Origin of the sequence: Leifsonia sp. C5G2, from assembly GCF_013359685.1 — a bacterium.
Lineage (GTDB): Bacteria > Actinomycetota > Actinomycetes > Actinomycetales > Microbacteriaceae > Leifsonia.
On the sequence record NZ_JABFMV010000001.1, the window covers coordinates 549,202 to 564,121 of the forward strand.

The window sequence follows — 14,920 nt, forward strand, 5'->3', positions numbered from 1 at the left end:
TAAATTGACGGCCACACGTACGTCAAGCGGGGAAACGAGGTTGTAACAATCGCCGTTCGATCTGCGCGCAGTGGCGAGGGTGTCAGGCCGCGATTCCGCGAACGGTGGCTTCCGGGTCCCGGAGGAGGGGCTCGAAGGCGAGCTCGGCCGCCCCAACCAGGACGTCGTCGGCAAGTGTGGACGCCTCCAGCTCGATCGGGTCGAGCTGCGCGACGACGGAGGTCCCGAGCGCCCGGGAGAGGGGTCCCTGGAAGCGCGAGGCGAGGGCGGCGAGTAGTCCGGAGAGGACGATGCGGTCGGGGGCGAGCGTGTTCGCGAGACTGATCAAACCCGTCTCGAGATGCTTGACCACGTCGTCGAAGACCTCGTCGTCGTCTTCATCCTCGAGGACCTTCAGCAGCTCCTCCGTCGTCGAGCGCGGGTCTCTGCCCAGGGCCCGCGCGATCGCGCGGCCGTCCACGAACAGCTCCAGGCACCCGCGGGCACCGCAGCTGCACGTCGGGCCGTCGGGCTCCACCAGCAGGTGACCGGCCTGGAGCGAGTGGTCGGAGCGGCCGGCCTGCTCGTCGGCGAGGATGAGCGCCGAACCGACCCCCACCCGTTGTCCAGTCAGGAAGAGCAACCGTTGAGCGCCCCTGCCGGCCCCCCAGCGGAACTCGGCGAGCGCCGCCAGTGTCGCATCATGGGCGACCTGCAGCGGCACGCCGGGCGGGAGCCATCGCTCCAGGGAGCGCGTCATCTCGACGTTGCGCCAGCCGATCGGGAGCAGGGCCTGGGCGTAGCCGGTCTGCTGGTTGAAGATTCCAGGCACGGACAGCCCGACCCCTACGATCGGAAGCGTTGAGCTGTCGATGGTCTCGCGGAGGAATCCGCCCAGGATCTTGAGGGTGCTGGAGGGCGCCTCTGCCGCCACATCGAACCGTCGCTCGGCCCGGAAGCGCGTCGCGTGAGCTAGGTCGATGATGGCCAGAGTGATGCCGTCGCGCCCGAGCACCCCGGCGACCACCCCCGCCCCTGAGCTGCGCGGCACCAGGAACGACGACGGCCGCCCCCTCGTCCCCGGCGGCACTGGAGGCGAGGACTCGAGGAGCCCGAGACCTCCGAGATCCTCGACGGCTCGGCCGGCGGCACTCCGGGCCAGCCCCGCGAGCGCAGTGGCGTTCGACCGCGTCATCGACCCGTGCATGAACAGGGCCGCGAGCAGCCGGCCCGCTGCTGTCGAGCCCAGAATCGGCGTCGGCACACCACACCCCCTTTTGTTTTCAAGCATACAAAACTGCGGGGTGCGTGGCCGTACGACCGTTGAGGCACTTCAGGACCAAGTCGCGGCTCTTGAAATCCGGGAGTCTGAAGGCCGAGCCCGGAACCTGCAAGCGAACTCCTTTCGACGGCCACTGCAGCGTTCGATGCCGAATCAACGCGAAGGGGCCGTGAAGCCTGGCTCGCCGAGGTACCCGCCGCTCCAGACGATCCAGCCTGCCGCGGCGGGCGCGAAGGTCGCGAGCCAGCTGAGACACCCCGAGCACGTCCAAGCGACCGGACCGCTTTCCGTCCGGCCACGCGCCGGCGCCACAGCGAGACGGCGGGTGACCCGGTCGAAGTGCAGCTGCATCTGGGTCGGCGTGAGGCGCTCGAACGCCTCGACGTACGCCGTCTCGAGTGTCCGCGGACGGCTGCCGAGCAGTCCTTCGTAGCGCTCGACCGCCCGGAGGTCGGCACGCGAGAAGGAGGGTGCGGGGTCCGGTTCGAGGTCCAGCCGAGGGCCGAGGATCCGGTCGAGGCGGCTCATGGTCCGGTCCCTTCCCAGCGTCCCGGCGCCCGGGTGACGACCTGCTGGATCGTCCAGCGGTTGCCTTCCGAGTCGGGGAAGGATGCGTACGTCCCATAGCTGTCGGTTGCGGGATGCGCCCCGACGACGCGGTTCGCATCCCCGGCCCAGTGGAACACGCCGTCGGCGTCGTGCCAGAGCTCGCTGACCTCGGCCCCGCGGCCGATGAGCTCGTCCCGGGTGGCGGCGATGTCGTCCGTGATCAGGTGCAGCCCTTCGGCGCTTCCGGGTGCAGCCTCTGTGAGGTGATAGGAGGGCGCGGACGGCCGACGTGGACGACATGTCGATGGACACGATGATTTCGGAGCTGAGGAGTCGACACCTCAGCGAGGGCCCGACGCAACCGGGCGACGCGGCCGGGCAACGAAGAGCCCCCGAACACTGAACGGCTGATACATCCTGCGGAATTCCGCGGATATTCGACCACTGGACTCATCCTCAATCACCCCTTTCTTCTGAGAGTGTGTCCAATTCATGGATCACATCCGTCTCGTTCTCCGAAACTCGGAGTGATACTACCTACGAGCCAACCGATGCCATCGACTCGCTCATCAGAATGGAGCGGGTACCGGAGATTCCGGTGCATCCTACGAGTCGGCAGGGACGGTGTACCGCAGTCGGACGACTCCCCGGCCGAGCTGCCGGGCCTCGACCAGCTCGAGGTCGCTCCGGACCCCGCGCGGCAGTCCCGGCTTACCGCCTCCCAGGATCACCGGCAGGACGTAGAGCTGGACCTCGTCGATCAGACCGGCTTCGAAGGCCTGTGCGGCGAGGTCGGCCCCGCCGATGATCAGGTCTCCGCCTGCAGCCGCCTTCAGCGCGCGGACGGCGGCCGGGACGAACTCGTGTTCGATTCGGGTTCGGGCTGTCGTGGCCGCGGCGAGCGTCGTCGAGAAGACGATCTTCTCCGGCGCCTGCCAGGCCGCCGAGAAGGCGGAGAACGCGGGCGACTGCGCGGCGAGGTCGGTATCCGTCTCCCACACCGCCATGTTCTCGTAGAGGCGCCGCCCGTAGAGGTGGAGGCTGGTCGAACGCATCAGCTCGGTATGGACGGCGAAGACCTCCTCGTCGATCGGGTAGAAGGTGAATCCTCCGCTCTCGTCCTCGATGTATCCGTCCAGCGAGACGTTGGTCGGGTAGATCAGTCTTCCCATTTCGAGACCTCCTGTTCGAGGGTTTGGAATGCCTCGAGCCAGCCCTTCTCGGCTGGCCGGGCGAGGTCGGCAGGTAGCCACTGACGTATGTCGAGACGAGTGCGGCGGAGGCCTTCGTCGTGGAACTCGACGACGAAGCGGCTCTCGAACGGTGCAAAGCCGTCGCGGCGTGTACCGGAGACGTGCATCACACCGTCGATGAGTTCATCTGCACGCACGTCGATCAGTTCGATGTGCACGTGGATCCGGGCCTCCGGGTCCGAGGCCACGCGCTCGACCCAGCGCTGATGCCCTCCCGGACGGACGTCGAAATCCATCTCGTCGCGGTCGATCGAGTTGCCGATCGGACCCCACCATGCCGCCAGCTGATCCGGGTCGGTGAATGCCCGGTAGACGAGTGCGCGCGGTGCGTCGAAGACGCGGTCGATGTGGATCGGAGCGTCGCCGAGCCGCATCACTCAGCCCTCGCCTGCGGGCCCGGTGCGCCGTCCTCGTCGAGCGCTTCCGCCAGGTGATGCTCGAGACGATCCAGCGAGGCATCCCAGAACCGCTTGTACCGTCCGATCCACTCGGCGGCGTCGCGGAGCCGGGCAGCTTCCAGCCGGCTCGCGCGCCACTTGCCGACCTGCGACCTCGAGATGAGGGACGCATGCTCCAGAACCTTGAGGTGGCGGGATACGGCGGGCATCGAGATCTTCAGAGGCGCGGTGAGTTCCGTCACCGTCGCCTCGCCGTCCACCAGTCGAGCGAGGATCGCACGCCTGGTCGGGTCCGCCAGGGCAGAGAAGACGAGGCTCAGTTCGTCGGTTGCCGTCATGCGGGGTCCGATCGTTTAACCATGTCGTTAAACGTAATGGATGCGGGTGGGGCGGTCAAGCCCTGACCAATGCTGCGCGGACTTCCGACTGAGTCATACGCCGGGAATGTCTCACCAGCTCGTCGTCACGACACGCGTCCAAATGACGCCACCGTCGCGGTCCGCTCTCGACCGTGCAGTAAAAGCACGCGACTCGCTAAGCTGCCGAAATGGCGGACAGCGCGGCACCCAATCTTCCGTCTCGAAGATTCGATGACACGATCGCCTTCTACGGCGGGTTCGGGTTCGAGGTCACCTATCGTCACGAGGACTGGCTGATCCTGCGCCGAGGGGGGATTCAGCTGGAGTTCTTCCCTCATCCCGATCTCATGCCCGGGGAGAGCTCCTTCATGTGCAGTGTCCGGGTCGACGACGTGGACGCGCTGTATCAGCAGATCAAGGACGCGGGAGTGGAAGAGAAGTCGTTCGGGGCGCCGCGGCTGCATCCCGTTCGGCTGCAACCGTGGGGGCAACGAGCAGGATTCCTCATCGATCCCGACGGGACGCAGCTGCATCTCATCGAGAACACCCCCTGACGCGAAGCGGAGGTGCCTGCGTCAGGCCGACGTGCGGCGGCCTTCGAGGGCGTCCAGGACGAGGTCCAGGCCGAACGAGAACTCTTGGAAGGGGTCGTAGCGGATGCTCATGAGGTGGGCGCCGGACTCGTTCAGGTAGGGGAACTCGTCGGGAGGTAGCTGCGGGAGGTACACCTCCGCAGTCATGTCCGCCAGCTCATCGGCCGTGGCGAAGGGAAGAGTCGCCTGCTGCAGGGCGTACCCGTAGACGTGGCTGTTGATCAGCCAGTTCGCGTGAGTCGCCATGATCACCGAGAAGCCTCCTCGGCGCAGGCACGCGGTCACGGCCTCCCGGTGTCGCAGATTCGCCGGCCCCGGAGTCGTCCGCGACTCCATCAGACTGATCGCCCACGGGTGGCGCGCCAGGACTTGGCGCGCAGACATGGCCTCCACCCGCATCCCCGTCCGCCAGTCGACGTCGAGCGGCGGCAGCTCGATCTCGTCGAAGACGACGTCGACCATCGCATCCAGCAGCTCATCCCTGTTCTTGACGTAGTGGTAAAGCGACATGGCACCCGCGCCCAACGTTGCGGCCAGCCCCCGCATGCTCAGGCCGTCGACGCCGTCGCGATCGGCTATGCGGATCGCCTCGGCCACCACTCGCTCCCGGCTGAGACCCGGGGTCTCGGTCGCAGACTGACCTGGTCGCGCCATCGATTCCCCATTCCCTCGATCTGAAGTATTGACAATCGTACAGCGTACGCTCCATAGTACGTTGTACGACGTACGGCGTACGAAGCGCCGAGGTGGAAAGGACGACGATGATGGATCTCGCGACGCGGCGCTCCGCTGGTGGGGGCACGACGATCCCGCCGGAGAGGATGCGCGCCCTGATTCAGCGGCGATACGGCCGACCGGACGTGCTCGAATCGGCGATGATCGATGTCCCCTCGCCGGGCCCACGCGAGGTGCTGGTGAAGCTTCAGGCCGCCTCCGTGCATCCCGGCGACGTCTTCATCATGACGGGGCGGCCGCACATCGTCCGGCTGGCGTTCGGACTTCGCCGGCCGCGGCGCCAGACCCCCGGCATGGACCTCTCCGGAGTGGTCGAAGCCATCGGCCGGGACATCGACTCGCTGCGCGTCGGCGATCGCGTCTTCGGTTGGACCACCACGGGGTCGCTCGCCGAGTACGCCCGGGTACCTCAGGACAACCTGGCGCTCATCCCGGACCACCTCCCTGCGGACCAGGCGGCGGCGGTACCCACCTCGGCGATGACAGCGCTGCAGGCGATCCGCGATATCGCGAAGGTACTGCCCGGCCAGACAGTCCTGGTCACCGGCGCGTCCGGCGGCGTCGGATCCTTCGCCGTGCAGATCGCCGCCGCACTCGGAGCCGATGTGACGGGCGTGTGCAGCAGCCGAAACGTCGAGCTGGTCCGCTCCCTCGGGGCGCGTCACGTCATCGACTACGAAACGACCGATGTCACCACCAGCGGCGCGCGCTACGACGCCATCCTCGACAACGTCGAGGCGCAGCCGCTTGCAGCCATGCGCCGGATCCTCGCCCCGGCCGGAACCCTCATCCCGAACAGCGGGAACGGCGGCCGCTGGATCGGGCCACTGGGCCGCATCGTCGCCGGGCGCCTGCGATCGGCACTGACGCGGCAGCGGCTGAGGCCCTTCACCTCGCTGGGCACGCGCGACGACCTGCTCGCCCTTGCAGCGATGCTCTCAAGCGGCCGCATCACTCCGGTGATCGACCGCACCTACCCGCTCGCAGAGGCCGCGGAAGCCCTCCGCCACGTAGCCGCCGGCCACACGCGCGGCAAAGTCGTCGTCACCCTCTGACGGCGATTCCACACCACAACCCAGGAGAAACCACCGTGTCCCTCACCCATCAGACCCAGCCCACCCTCGGCCGCGCGACCATCCCGCTCCCGGCAAAGATCGCCGCCGCGTGGACGAGCTTCATGTTCCTCTATGTCTACGTGGACGTCCTCAACTTCTACAAGCCTGACGTCGTCGCAGAAATCCTCGACGGCCGAATCTGGCGGTTCGAGGTCACCCCTCCCCTGCTCACGGGGATACTGGCCTCGGTCATGATCCCCGCGCTGATGGTCGCGCTCTCCGTCATCCTGCCTCCCCGGGGGAATCGCATCGTGAACACCGTCGTCGCCACGCTCTATGCACCGTTCACGGTCTTCAATGTCGCTGGGGCCACCGCCGAATGGCTGCCCTTCTACGCACTCTCCATCGGCGCCGAACTTGCTCTCCTCGTCCTCATCGTGCGATGGGCGTGGATGGCAGTCCCGCGTCGCTCCGAGATGCTCTGAAGCAGGACAGACGACGAAACGGCGGCTGATCGTAAGGTCAGGATGATGTCTTTTCGATCGCGCGACTTCAGCCCTTGACAGCGCCGCCCAGGACGCCACGGACGAAGTACCGCTGCAGCGAGACCACGAGAACGAGCGGGACGAGGATGGAGACGAACGTCGCCGCCATGACCAGCGACTCCCCCTGTCCGTTGGACTGCACAAGGCCGGCCACCTGCACCGTGATCGGCGCGCTCATGTCCGAGCCGCCGAGGAAGATCAGTGGGATGAGGAGGTCGTTCCACGACCACAGGAACTGCATGATCGCGAGTGACGCCATCACCGGGATGGACAGCGGCAGCACCACCGAGCGGAACACCCGCAACGCGCCGGCACCGTCGAGCGCGGCCGACTCGAACAGCTCCTGCGGGATGGAGGCCATGAAGCCTCGGAGCAGGAAGATGCCGAACGGGATGGTGAAGCCGACCTGGTAGATCCAGACCGACGGAATCGTGCCCTGCAGCCCGGTCGCGTTGAAGAATCGCAGCATGGGGACGAGGGTCACCTGCGGCGGGATGACGAGCATCGCGACGAGGACGAGCGACAGGATGGTGCGCCCCGCGAAGCGCATGCGTGTCAGGGCATACGCCCCCAGCGCGCTCAGTACGGTGGTGAGCACGGTGACCGGAACGGCGATGGCGAGCGACGTCGCGAGGCTTCCCCCGACACCGATCACGCTCATCGCCTGCTGGTAGTTGTAGCCGGTGAAGAGCGGCTGGACGAAGGCGTTCCACCAGCCGTTCGCCGCGGTGTCCGACTGGGTGCGCACACTGGTCACGAAGAGCGACAGCACGGGGGTGAACCAGACCACCATGAAGACGACGACGATGAGGTGGAGGACGGGCCGCGTCCACGTGAGACGGAAGCGGCGGCGGGGGCGGACGGTCGCCGGGCGGGGCGCAGCGCCGGAGCGCGGGTCGGCCGTGACGGCGGCGGTGCGTTCGAGTGCGGTCGTCATGTCAGCGTGCCTCCTCGGCGCGGAACTGCCGGATGTTGATGATGACGATGGGCAGCGCGACGATCAGCAGGATGACCGCGATCGCGCTCGCGTGGCCCAGGTTGTTCGCCGCGAAGAGCTCGGAGTACATCTTGTTGGCGATGACGTCGGTTCCGAAGTTGCCGTTCGTCATCACATAGACGATGTCGAACACCTTCAGCGCGAAGATGACCTCGGTCGTGACCACGACGAGCACGGCGGGCAGAATGGCGGGCAGCGTGATCGAACGGAAGATGCGCCACTCCCCCGCGCCGTCGAGACGGGACGCCTCGACGAGCTCCGCCGGCACGTTCTTGACGGCGGCCGAGAGGATGAGGGCGGCGACGCCGAGGCTCGACCACACGGCCACGAAGATCAGGCAGAGCGTGTTGACGAACGGGGTCTGCAGCCACGGCACGGGAGCGGCGCCGGTCGCCGTCCATAGGGCGTTCAGCACACCGGTCTGCGGGGTGCCGCCTGGCTTGTACGAGTAGATCTGCCGCCAGATGATCGACCCCGCGGTGAACGAGATCGCTGTCGGCAGGATGATGAGGGTCATCGCGAGCTTCTCGTACTTCACGCGGTCGAACAGCACCGCGACGATCAGCGCGAGTACGAGGGTCGCGACGGGGAAGACGATCAGCCAGACGACGTTGTTGCCGAGCACCTGCATCATCTGGTCGCCGAACGCCCAGGCGAAGTTCGCCAGGCCCGCCCACACCTTCCCGTCGGCGCCGAAGAACGCGTACGCGATCGTGGCGACGAGCGGGTATACGAGGATGAGCGCGATGACCGCCAGGGGCACCAGCAGCCACACCCAGGGACGGACCCCGTGGGCGCGACGCGGCGTCAGCCGGGAGAGGATGCGCTCCCCCAGCCCCAGCATCAGGTACACGACGGCGGGGATGCCGACGGCGCCGATCACGATGAGCGCCGGGACGCTGGTCATGAGATCCACGGGATCCGTCCTTTCGGATGAGGGCGGTGGCTCAGGAGCCGTCCGCCGCCTTCTGGATGGTCTGCAGCACCGAGTCGAGCGAACCCGGGTTCTGCAGGTACGAGATCACGCCCTTGTAGAAGGCCGCGCTGGTGGCCGCGTTCGCCATGACGTTCGGGCCGGTCGCCAGAGTCACGTCGTCGCCGAAGTAGGTCTTCGCGGCACGCTGCAGCAGCGTCGACTTGTAGGTGTCCGACGGGACGTTCTTGTTCGAGACCGTCCAGTGGTCGGCCGACGCGAGCAGCGCTTGTGCGGGCGTGGACTCGATGAACTTCATGAACGCGCGGGTCTTGTCGTTGTCCTGGAACGCCGTCGCGACCGTGGTCTGGAAGATCTCGGTGTTCCGGTACTTCGGGTCGCTCGCCGGCACCTGATAGAAGTCGAGGTTCTTCCCCGCCTTCACGTCGGCGCCGATCAGGCCCGGCACCCAGCTGCCCCAGACATCCGCCTGGCACGTCGCGGGCTTCGCGACCAGACCGTTCGACCCGGTGGCGATGGAGGCGGCCAGCGAGCCGGTGACACCGCCGGAGACCTTCTTGTCGTCGGCCGCGATCGAGCCGAACATCTGGAACGCGTCCTTCACCTCCGGGCTCGTCCACTTCAGCTCGCCGTCGCCCCACTGCTTGAGCAGGTCGGGACCGTACTTCTTGGCGAACAGGATCTCGATGAACTGCGCGCCCGGGAAGCCGCTGCCTGCGCCCGACTCCTCCGCGATGCACCAGACCGGGGTGTTCTTTGCCGCCTCGGCGTCCGTCCAGTCGGTGATCTGCTTCCAGGAGGTCGGGTCCTTCGGGCCCGTGTACTGCTCCGGGTTGTACCAGAGCATGAAGTTGCTGAAGCCCTGGTAGACGCCGTAGACCTTGCCGTCGACGGAGGCTCCGTCGAGCAGCGACTGGTTGTAGTTCGCCTTCAGCTCGTCCTCGCCGATCACCTTCGACAGGTCCATCAGCTTGCCCTGCTTCGCGTAACCGGAGGCGACGCCGAGGCTGAGGTCTGCGATGGCCGGCGGGTTGCCCGCCTGCGACCGCGACTGGACGATGTTGTTGGTGTCCTGCGTGCCGGTGTAGTTGACCTTCGTGCCGGTCGCGTCGGTGAAGGCTTTGTAGACGGCCTGCAGGATCGCGCCCTCGTTGCCGCCGTTCGGGCCGATGTACTCGATGGAGCCGCCGAGCTGCTTGTCTCCGGCGATCTTCTTGGCCTGGTCGACGGCCTCCTTGTACAGCGACGAGTCGAGGCCGACGGCCTGCGCGGTGGCGCCGGGCTGGGACGCGGCCTGCTGGTCGCTGGCGCACGCCGTCAGGGCGAGCGCCGCGGAGGCGATGGCCGCGGTGGCGAACAGCACGCGCCGGCGGCTCTGGGATGACTGCATTGTCTCTCCTCGGTGGGGGTGGTGGGTGGTGCGGGTAGCGGCTACCGGGCGGCGGCCGAGGTCAAGATGTCGAGCTCGCGGTCGTCGACGCGGGGAGCGGCGGTCTTGTGGAGGGCGCGCTCGATGTACTCGCGCGCGGCCCGCATCTCGCCGATGGGGTCCGGCACCGCGTCCAGTTCGAGCAGCGTGACGCCCGCCACTGCGGTCTCGTTCACGAGCCGGTTCCAGGCGAACCAGTCGATTGAGCCTGCGCCGACGCGGCGGAAGTACTCGCGATGCGCCAGGTGCACGTTCTCGTCGATCGGGACCTGGGGCATCGCGCCGATGGCGTCCTTCCAGTGCGAGAGCACCATGCGGTCGCGGTGGTGATCCATCACCAGCGACGGGTTCGCTCCCGAGAGCGTGAGGTGTCCCGTGTCGGGGCACATGAAGACATAGACCGGGTCCGTCAGCGTCATCAGCAGGTCGACGTCGCGCTGGGTGCAGAACACCGAGTGCGCCTCTGTGTGCACGGCGGTCTTGACGCCGAGGCGCACGGTGGCGTCGCCGACGCGATGCAGGATGTCGGCGAGCGTCGACATGTACGCGTGGTCCACGAAGAGCGGAGGCTGCGCGTCGCGCGACCGGCGCATCGGCGGGCCGACGACCATGGTGTCACCGCCCGCGTCGCGGATGAACTCGGCGTAGGCCGCCGCCTCGTCCGCCGCCTGCGACGGGTCGGTGTCCGCACCCCAGCCGAGTGCGATGTGGAAGCCGCTCTTGAGAGCGAGGCCGCGCGATGCGAGCTCTTGACGGAACGCCACCGCGGAGCCGTACGCCTCGACGGCGGAGTGCCAGTCGGCCGGCGGGAAAGTCAACTCGAGGAGCTCGACGCCGGCGGCCTGCATCCCGTCGAGGATGCGCTCCCACATCGCCAGCGGGTCCTTGCGTCGGAGTTCCACGATCTCGTCGTAGTCGCCGACGCCCCAGAACTGCGGGTGGTAGAAGGTGATGAGGTCGACGCCGAAGCGGGTCTCAGGCATGTGCTGCGATGTCCTTTGCGTTGAGGAGGGACGGCTCGGGCCGCGACGGCCGCGACGCGATGGGGACGACGGTGGAGGTGCTGGACGCAGTCTCGATGGCCTCGAGGACCTCCAGCACGTGGAACGCCAGCTCGGCCGACGCGCGCAGCGGCGCGCCGTGGAGGGCGGCAGCGAGGTCGGCGACGCCGTGACCGCGGAGGTACTGCACCGGATCGCCCGGTGCTCCGCCCGGCTCCAGCACCGGCTCGAGAGTGGCCCAATCGGCGTCCGCATGACGCTTGAGCTGCACGGGGCCGTCGTACTCGTTGGGATCGGGCAGCGCGAGCGCGCCCTCCGTGCCGTAGAGCTCGATCTTGGGCAGGTGGTGGTCCCACACGTCGAAGCTGAACAGCAGCGTCCCGATGGCGCCGGAGGCGAATCGGATGGTGGCACCGGCGTGGGTGGGTGTGGTCACCTCGATGGTGTCGGCGCGGGCGCCGGGAGCCGTCACGGTGCGGACCGGGGCGCCGATGCGGGAGAAGCCGGTCACCTCGGCGACCGGGCCGAGGAGGTTGACCAGCGCGGTGATGTAGTACGGCCCGAGGTCGAGGGTGGGGCCGCCGCCCGGGCGGAACAGGAAGCCCGGGTCCGGGTGCCACGTCTCCGCCTTGGAGTGGGTGACGAACGCGACGGCACCGATGGGCTCGCCGATGGCGCCCTCGTCGACCGCGGCGCGTGCGGTCTGGCCGGCGCTGCCGAGGAAGGTGTCCGGAGCGGAGGCGAGGACGCGGTCCTCGCGAGCGGCCGCCTCCACCATCCCGGTCGCGTCGGCAACCGTCGCGGCGATCGGCTTCTCGACGTACACGTGCTTGCCCGCCGCGAGCGCCTGCTCCGTGACGGTGGCATGCGCGATCGGCGGGGTGATGTTCACCACGATGTCGATGTCGGTGTCGGCGAGCAGGCCGTCGATGTCGGCGTAGGCGCGGATGCCAGTGTCGGTGGCGAGGCTGTCGGCCAGCTCCTGCACGAGGTCGGCGCAGCCGACGAGCTCGAGCTGGGGGAAGCGTCGCATCCCCTCGACGTAGCGGCGAGAGATGTTGCCGCAGCCGATGATGCCGACGCGAGCGGTCGTGGTGGTCACGAGTGTCCTTTCCCGGCACCGCGTGTGCCCGGGAGGGCTCGACCGTCGGTGTCGTTCATCCAGTTCTAGATGACCCAGGTTGCTTTTGTCTAGTACTGCGCAAAACTTTCCTCCGTACGTATTCGCTTTTGCTACGAGCTATGCGCTGTTTGTGGAAGACTGGCTCACATGTCCGAATCGAGCGGCGTCGCGTCCGCCAGCGCCGGGGCAGCCGACCTGCTCCGGCTATTGCGCGACGGGGAACCGCGCACCCGCGCCCAGATCGGCGCGCAGACCGGCTGGGCCCGCGCCACCGTGGACAGCCGCGTTGAGACTCTGCGATCTGCGGGATTGGCCACGATCGAGTCGGTCCAGTCCACGGGCGGCCGCCCATCGACGCGCTTCCAGCTCGTTCCGGAGAGCCGCCTCATCGTCGCAGCCGACATCGGGCACACCCACCGCGTGATCGGCCTCACCGACCTGCTCGGTCGGGTACTGGCCCAGCGGCGAATCGAGGCGGACATCGAGGACGGCCCCGAGGTCGTCCTCGACTGGTGCGTCGACACCGCCGTCGAGCTCGCCCGCGATCTGGGCCGCGCGCCTCACGACCTCGCCGCGGTCGGCGTCGGACTCCCCAGTCCAGTGGAGTTCGAGACTGGCCGGCCGTTCAACCCCGTCGGAATGCGCGGCTGGACCAACTTCGACGTCCCCGGGTATGTCAGCCGGCGGCTGGACGTCCCGGTGCTCGTGGACAACGACGCCAACCTCATGGCGCTCGGCGAGCAGTCCCGCGCGTTTGCGGACCAGCGCGACCTCATCTTCATCAAGATCACCGCCAGCGGGCTCGGCGCCGGCGTCATCGCCGGCGGCGCCCTGCAGCGCGGCGGCTGGGGTATCGCGGGCGACATCGGTCACGTGCCGGTGCCGCGCGGTGCGGGCATTCCGTGCGAGTGCGGCAACACCGGCTGCGTCGCCAAGGTCGCATCGCTCTCCGCTATAGCGGACGCCATCCGCCAGGCGGGCATCGAGGTGCGCGACGACCGCCACGACGTCCCAGTGCTGGTCGCAGACGGCGTCGTCGAGGCGATTTACGCCGTCCGTCAGGCGGGACGCGACATCGGTGACCTCCTGATCGGCTCGGTGAGCCTGATGAACCCGTCCCTCATCGTGGTCGGCGGCGATTGGGGCCAGTCGGCCGAGCACCTCATCGCGGGCATCCGCGAAGTCGTCTACGCTCGCGCGCTCCCCCTAGCAACCGAGCACCTGAGCATCGTCGCGTCCCGCACCGGTGACGACGCGGCTCTCGTCGGTGCCGGGACGCTCGCCACGGACGCCGTCATCAGCCCCGAAGGCGTTCGGGCGGCGTTGCAGGCGAAAGAACGGCGCCCGGTCGCAGCCGCGAACTGAGGGCGATTCGGACGCACGCGCATCCCGGAGCGGTCGAATCCGAGGGCATGAACCGTAGCCCGTAGAATTTCTAGCCCGGCTAGGGATATTCTTCGGCCAGGGTCTCGAACCCTGGCGGAAGGAGCATCCGATGGCGAAGAAGCCCGAGGTGATCACGGTCTTCGAGTACGACCGCAACGGGGACGTGGACGTACTCGAGAAGCGCACGCGCCCCCTCCCCGAGCCCGGCCCGGACGAGGTGCTGGTCGAGGTGATCTCGACCGGCATCAGCCACATCGACGGCTTCATCCGGAGCGGTCGTGAGGAGGCGTGGGCCGACGAGCCGTTCCCGCGGGGTTCCGGCAGCGACTTCGCGGGGATCGTCGTCACCGGTGACGAGGGCGGACGGTTCCGCCGCGGCGCCGAGGTCATCGGCCATGTTCGCACCGGAGCTCACGCGACCCACATCGTCGTACCGGTCGGCGCACTCGTACCGAAGCCGCCGCATGTGGCATGGGAAGTCGCCGGCGGGTTGTACCTGGCGGGCGTCACCGCGCTCGACACCCTGGACGACTTGCGGATCGGACCCGACGACATCGTTGTGATCTCGGCCGCGGCCGGGGGCGTCGGCAGCATCGAGGCGCAGCTGGCGAAGCACCGCGGCGCTTACGTGATCGGCACCTGCGGCGACCGAAATTTCGACTACCTTCGTCAGCTCGGAATCAAGCCGGTGCGATACGGAGAAGCGATCGAGGACCGGATCCGCGAGCAGGCGCCCGGCAGGGTCACTGTGCTGATCGACAACTTCGGCCAGGACGGCCGTGCCCTGGCCGAGTCACTCGGCGTCCCGGCAGCCCGCTACCGGTCGAGCGAAGACCGCCGCGGTATCGAGCTCAAGCTGCTGCAGGAGGACCCGGAATCTGTCGCCCACGGCACCGCACAGCTCGCCCGGCTGTCCGAGCTGGCCGAGGAGCGCGCGTTCACGCTGCTCATCTCGGGCTTCTACCCGCTCGACGAGATCAAGTACGCCTACGACGACCTGCAGAATCTGCACTCCCGCGGCAAGATCGTGCTCGGCACTCATCCCGTCACCACCTACCGCACCCTCAAGGCCCGCGACGTCCAAGAGGCCCGGGACTGACCCTGACGTCAGCGCCGACGCCGAACTGACGGCTGATGAAGCAGCCATGTCGAGTACCGTGACGACCACCCGTTCGCGCTCGAGCATGAAGATGATGCCCTTGTCGATCGATGGGCCTCGTCGTTGATCTGCGACGGCCCCGCAGCTTCGTCAGAGATGCCCTGATGGATCACACATCTCCCCGTTCTCAAATTCGATAGCGA

The 14,920-nt window shown here is 67.8% G+C and carries 16 protein-coding genes; 5 read left to right on the forward strand and 11 right to left on the reverse strand.

Translation table 11 applies throughout. The features are described 5' to 3' along the window. Window positions 1-82 precede the first annotated feature (82 nt). The 5 genes from HNO83_RS02650 to HNO83_RS02670 all read right to left on the reverse strand — a co-directional run bounded on the left by HNO83_RS02650 (window position 83) and on the right by HNO83_RS02670 (window position 3,799). The gene (locus HNO83_RS02650) at window positions 83-1,243 is read right to left on the reverse strand and encodes an ROK family protein (protein WP_175335931.1); all 1,161 of its coding nucleotides are present in this window, start codon (window positions 1,241-1,243) and stop codon (window positions 83-85) included. A gap of 171 nt (window positions 1,244-1,414) precedes the next feature. Next, on the reverse strand, window positions 1,415-1,789 hold the full coding sequence (locus HNO83_RS02655) for a hypothetical protein (RefSeq protein ID WP_175335932.1): 375 nt from the start codon (window positions 1,787-1,789) through the stop codon (window positions 1,415-1,417). A 626-nt stretch (window positions 1,790-2,415) separates the two neighbouring features. Then, window positions 2,416-2,982, reverse strand: a complete 567-nt coding sequence (locus HNO83_RS02660) for a dihydrofolate reductase family protein (protein ID WP_175335933.1) — start codon at window positions 2,980-2,982, stop codon at window positions 2,416-2,418. Then, a complete protein-coding gene (locus HNO83_RS02665) occupies window positions 2,970-3,437 on the reverse strand; it encodes an SRPBCC family protein (RefSeq protein ID WP_175335934.1) in 468 nt (155 codons plus the stop codon). The genes HNO83_RS02660 and HNO83_RS02665 overlap by 13 nt, the downstream gene beginning before the upstream one ends. Then, window positions 3,437-3,799: an ArsR/SmtB family transcription factor gene (locus tag HNO83_RS02670; protein WP_175335935.1), complete on the reverse strand. Its 363-nt coding sequence runs from the start codon at window positions 3,797-3,799 to the stop codon at window positions 3,437-3,439. The genes HNO83_RS02665 and HNO83_RS02670 overlap by 1 nt, the downstream gene beginning before the upstream one ends. Before the next feature lie 209 nt (window positions 3,800-4,008). Between HNO83_RS02670 and HNO83_RS02675 the strand changes: the two genes are divergently transcribed. Continuing rightward, window positions 4,009-4,374, forward strand: coding sequence for a bleomycin resistance protein (locus HNO83_RS02675; RefSeq protein WP_175335936.1), 366 nt, complete (start codon window positions 4,009-4,011; stop codon window positions 4,372-4,374). A 21-nt stretch (window positions 4,375-4,395) separates the two neighbouring features. Here the strand turns inward: HNO83_RS02675 and HNO83_RS02680 are convergent, their stop codons facing one another. After that, on the reverse strand, window positions 4,396-5,067 hold the full coding sequence (locus HNO83_RS02680) for a TetR/AcrR family transcriptional regulator (RefSeq protein WP_175335937.1): 672 nt from the start codon (window positions 5,065-5,067) through the stop codon (window positions 4,396-4,398). A gap of 221 nt (window positions 5,068-5,288) precedes the next feature. Between HNO83_RS02680 and HNO83_RS02685 the strand changes: the two genes are divergently transcribed. Further along, entirely contained in the window at window positions 5,289-6,203 is a 915-nt protein-coding gene (locus HNO83_RS02685; RefSeq protein ID WP_249776412.1) for an NAD(P)-dependent alcohol dehydrogenase, read from the forward strand. A gap of 35 nt (window positions 6,204-6,238) precedes the next feature. Continuing rightward, window positions 6,239-6,688, forward strand: a complete 450-nt coding sequence (locus HNO83_RS02690; RefSeq protein ID WP_175335938.1) for a DUF6326 family protein — start codon at window positions 6,239-6,241, stop codon at window positions 6,686-6,688. Between the two features lie 67 nt (window positions 6,689-6,755). Here the strand turns inward: HNO83_RS02690 and HNO83_RS02695 are convergent, their stop codons facing one another. From HNO83_RS02695 to HNO83_RS02715, 5 genes are read right to left on the reverse strand one after another with little or no spacing between them, the layout of a single operon-like run. After that, window positions 6,756-7,685: a carbohydrate ABC transporter permease gene (locus HNO83_RS02695; RefSeq protein WP_175335939.1), complete on the reverse strand. Its 930-nt coding sequence runs from the start codon at window positions 7,683-7,685 to the stop codon at window positions 6,756-6,758. Between the two features lies 1 nt (window position 7,686). Then, on the reverse strand, window positions 7,687-8,652 hold the full coding sequence (locus HNO83_RS02700) for a carbohydrate ABC transporter permease (RefSeq protein WP_175336008.1): 966 nt from the start codon (window positions 8,650-8,652) through the stop codon (window positions 7,687-7,689). 40 nt (window positions 8,653-8,692) lie between these two features. Then, complete coding sequence (locus HNO83_RS02705) at window positions 8,693-10,069, reverse strand: ABC transporter substrate-binding protein (protein WP_175335940.1); 1,377 nt, start codon at window positions 10,067-10,069, stop codon at window positions 8,693-8,695. Between the two features lie 41 nt (window positions 10,070-10,110). Continuing rightward, a complete protein-coding gene (locus tag HNO83_RS02710) occupies window positions 10,111-11,091 on the reverse strand; it encodes a sugar phosphate isomerase/epimerase family protein (protein ID WP_175335941.1) in 981 nt (326 codons plus the stop codon). After that, entirely contained in the window at window positions 11,084-12,211 is a 1,128-nt protein-coding gene (locus tag HNO83_RS02715) for a Gfo/Idh/MocA family protein (protein WP_175335942.1), read from the reverse strand. The genes HNO83_RS02710 and HNO83_RS02715 overlap by 8 nt, the downstream gene beginning before the upstream one ends. Before the next feature lie 168 nt (window positions 12,212-12,379). Between HNO83_RS02715 and HNO83_RS02720 the strand changes: the two genes are divergently transcribed. Further along, window positions 12,380-13,597 (forward strand): ROK family protein, encoded by a 1,218-nt coding sequence (locus HNO83_RS02720; protein ID WP_175335943.1) that lies wholly within the window; start codon window positions 12,380-12,382, stop codon window positions 13,595-13,597. A 130-nt stretch (window positions 13,598-13,727) separates the two neighbouring features. Next, on the forward strand, window positions 13,728-14,717 hold the full coding sequence (locus tag HNO83_RS02725; RefSeq protein WP_175335944.1) for an NADP-dependent oxidoreductase: 990 nt from the start codon (window positions 13,728-13,730) through the stop codon (window positions 14,715-14,717). Window positions 14,718-14,920: the final 203 nt, after the last annotated feature.

What these genes read in the sequence shown, in the direction of transcription:
- HNO83_RS02655 (WP_175335932.1), bottom strand. Translation starts at nt 1,789, where the DNA reads ATGAGCCGCCTCGACCGGATCCTCGGCCCTCGGCTGGACCTCGAACCG.
- HNO83_RS02660 (WP_175335933.1), bottom strand. Translation starts at nt 2,982, where the DNA reads ATGGGAAGACTGATCTACCCGACCAACGTCTCGCTGGACGGATACATC.
- HNO83_RS02665 (WP_175335934.1), bottom strand. Translation starts at nt 3,437, where the DNA reads ATGCGGCTCGGCGACGCTCCGATCCACATCGACCGCGTCTTCGACGCA.
- HNO83_RS02670 (WP_175335935.1), bottom strand. Translation starts at nt 3,799, where the DNA reads ATGACGGCAACCGACGAACTGAGCCTCGTCTTCTCTGCCCTGGCGGAC.
- HNO83_RS02675 (WP_175335936.1), top strand. Translation starts at nt 4,009, where the DNA reads ATGGCGGACAGCGCGGCACCCAATCTTCCGTCTCGAAGATTCGATGAC.
- HNO83_RS02680 (WP_175335937.1), bottom strand. Translation starts at nt 5,067, where the DNA reads ATGGCGCGACCAGGTCAGTCTGCGACCGAGACCCCGGGTCTCAGCCGG.
- HNO83_RS02685 (WP_249776412.1), top strand. Translation starts at nt 5,289, where the DNA reads ATGATCGATGTCCCCTCGCCGGGCCCACGCGAGGTGCTGGTGAAGCTT.
- HNO83_RS02695 (WP_175335939.1), bottom strand. Translation starts at nt 7,685, where the DNA reads ATGACGACCGCACTCGAACGCACCGCCGCCGTCACGGCCGACCCGCGC.
- HNO83_RS02700 (WP_175336008.1), bottom strand. Translation starts at nt 8,652, where the DNA reads ATGACCAGCGTCCCGGCGCTCATCGTGATCGGCGCCGTCGGCATCCCC.
- HNO83_RS02705 (WP_175335940.1), bottom strand. Translation starts at nt 10,069, where the DNA reads ATGCAGTCATCCCAGAGCCGCCGGCGCGTGCTGTTCGCCACCGCGGCC.
- HNO83_RS02710 (WP_175335941.1), bottom strand. Translation starts at nt 11,091, where the DNA reads ATGCCTGAGACCCGCTTCGGCGTCGACCTCATCACCTTCTACCACCCG.
- HNO83_RS02720 (WP_175335943.1), top strand. Translation starts at nt 12,380, where the DNA reads ATGTCCGAATCGAGCGGCGTCGCGTCCGCCAGCGCCGGGGCAGCCGAC.
- HNO83_RS02725 (WP_175335944.1), top strand. Translation starts at nt 13,728, where the DNA reads ATGGCGAAGAAGCCCGAGGTGATCACGGTCTTCGAGTACGACCGCAAC.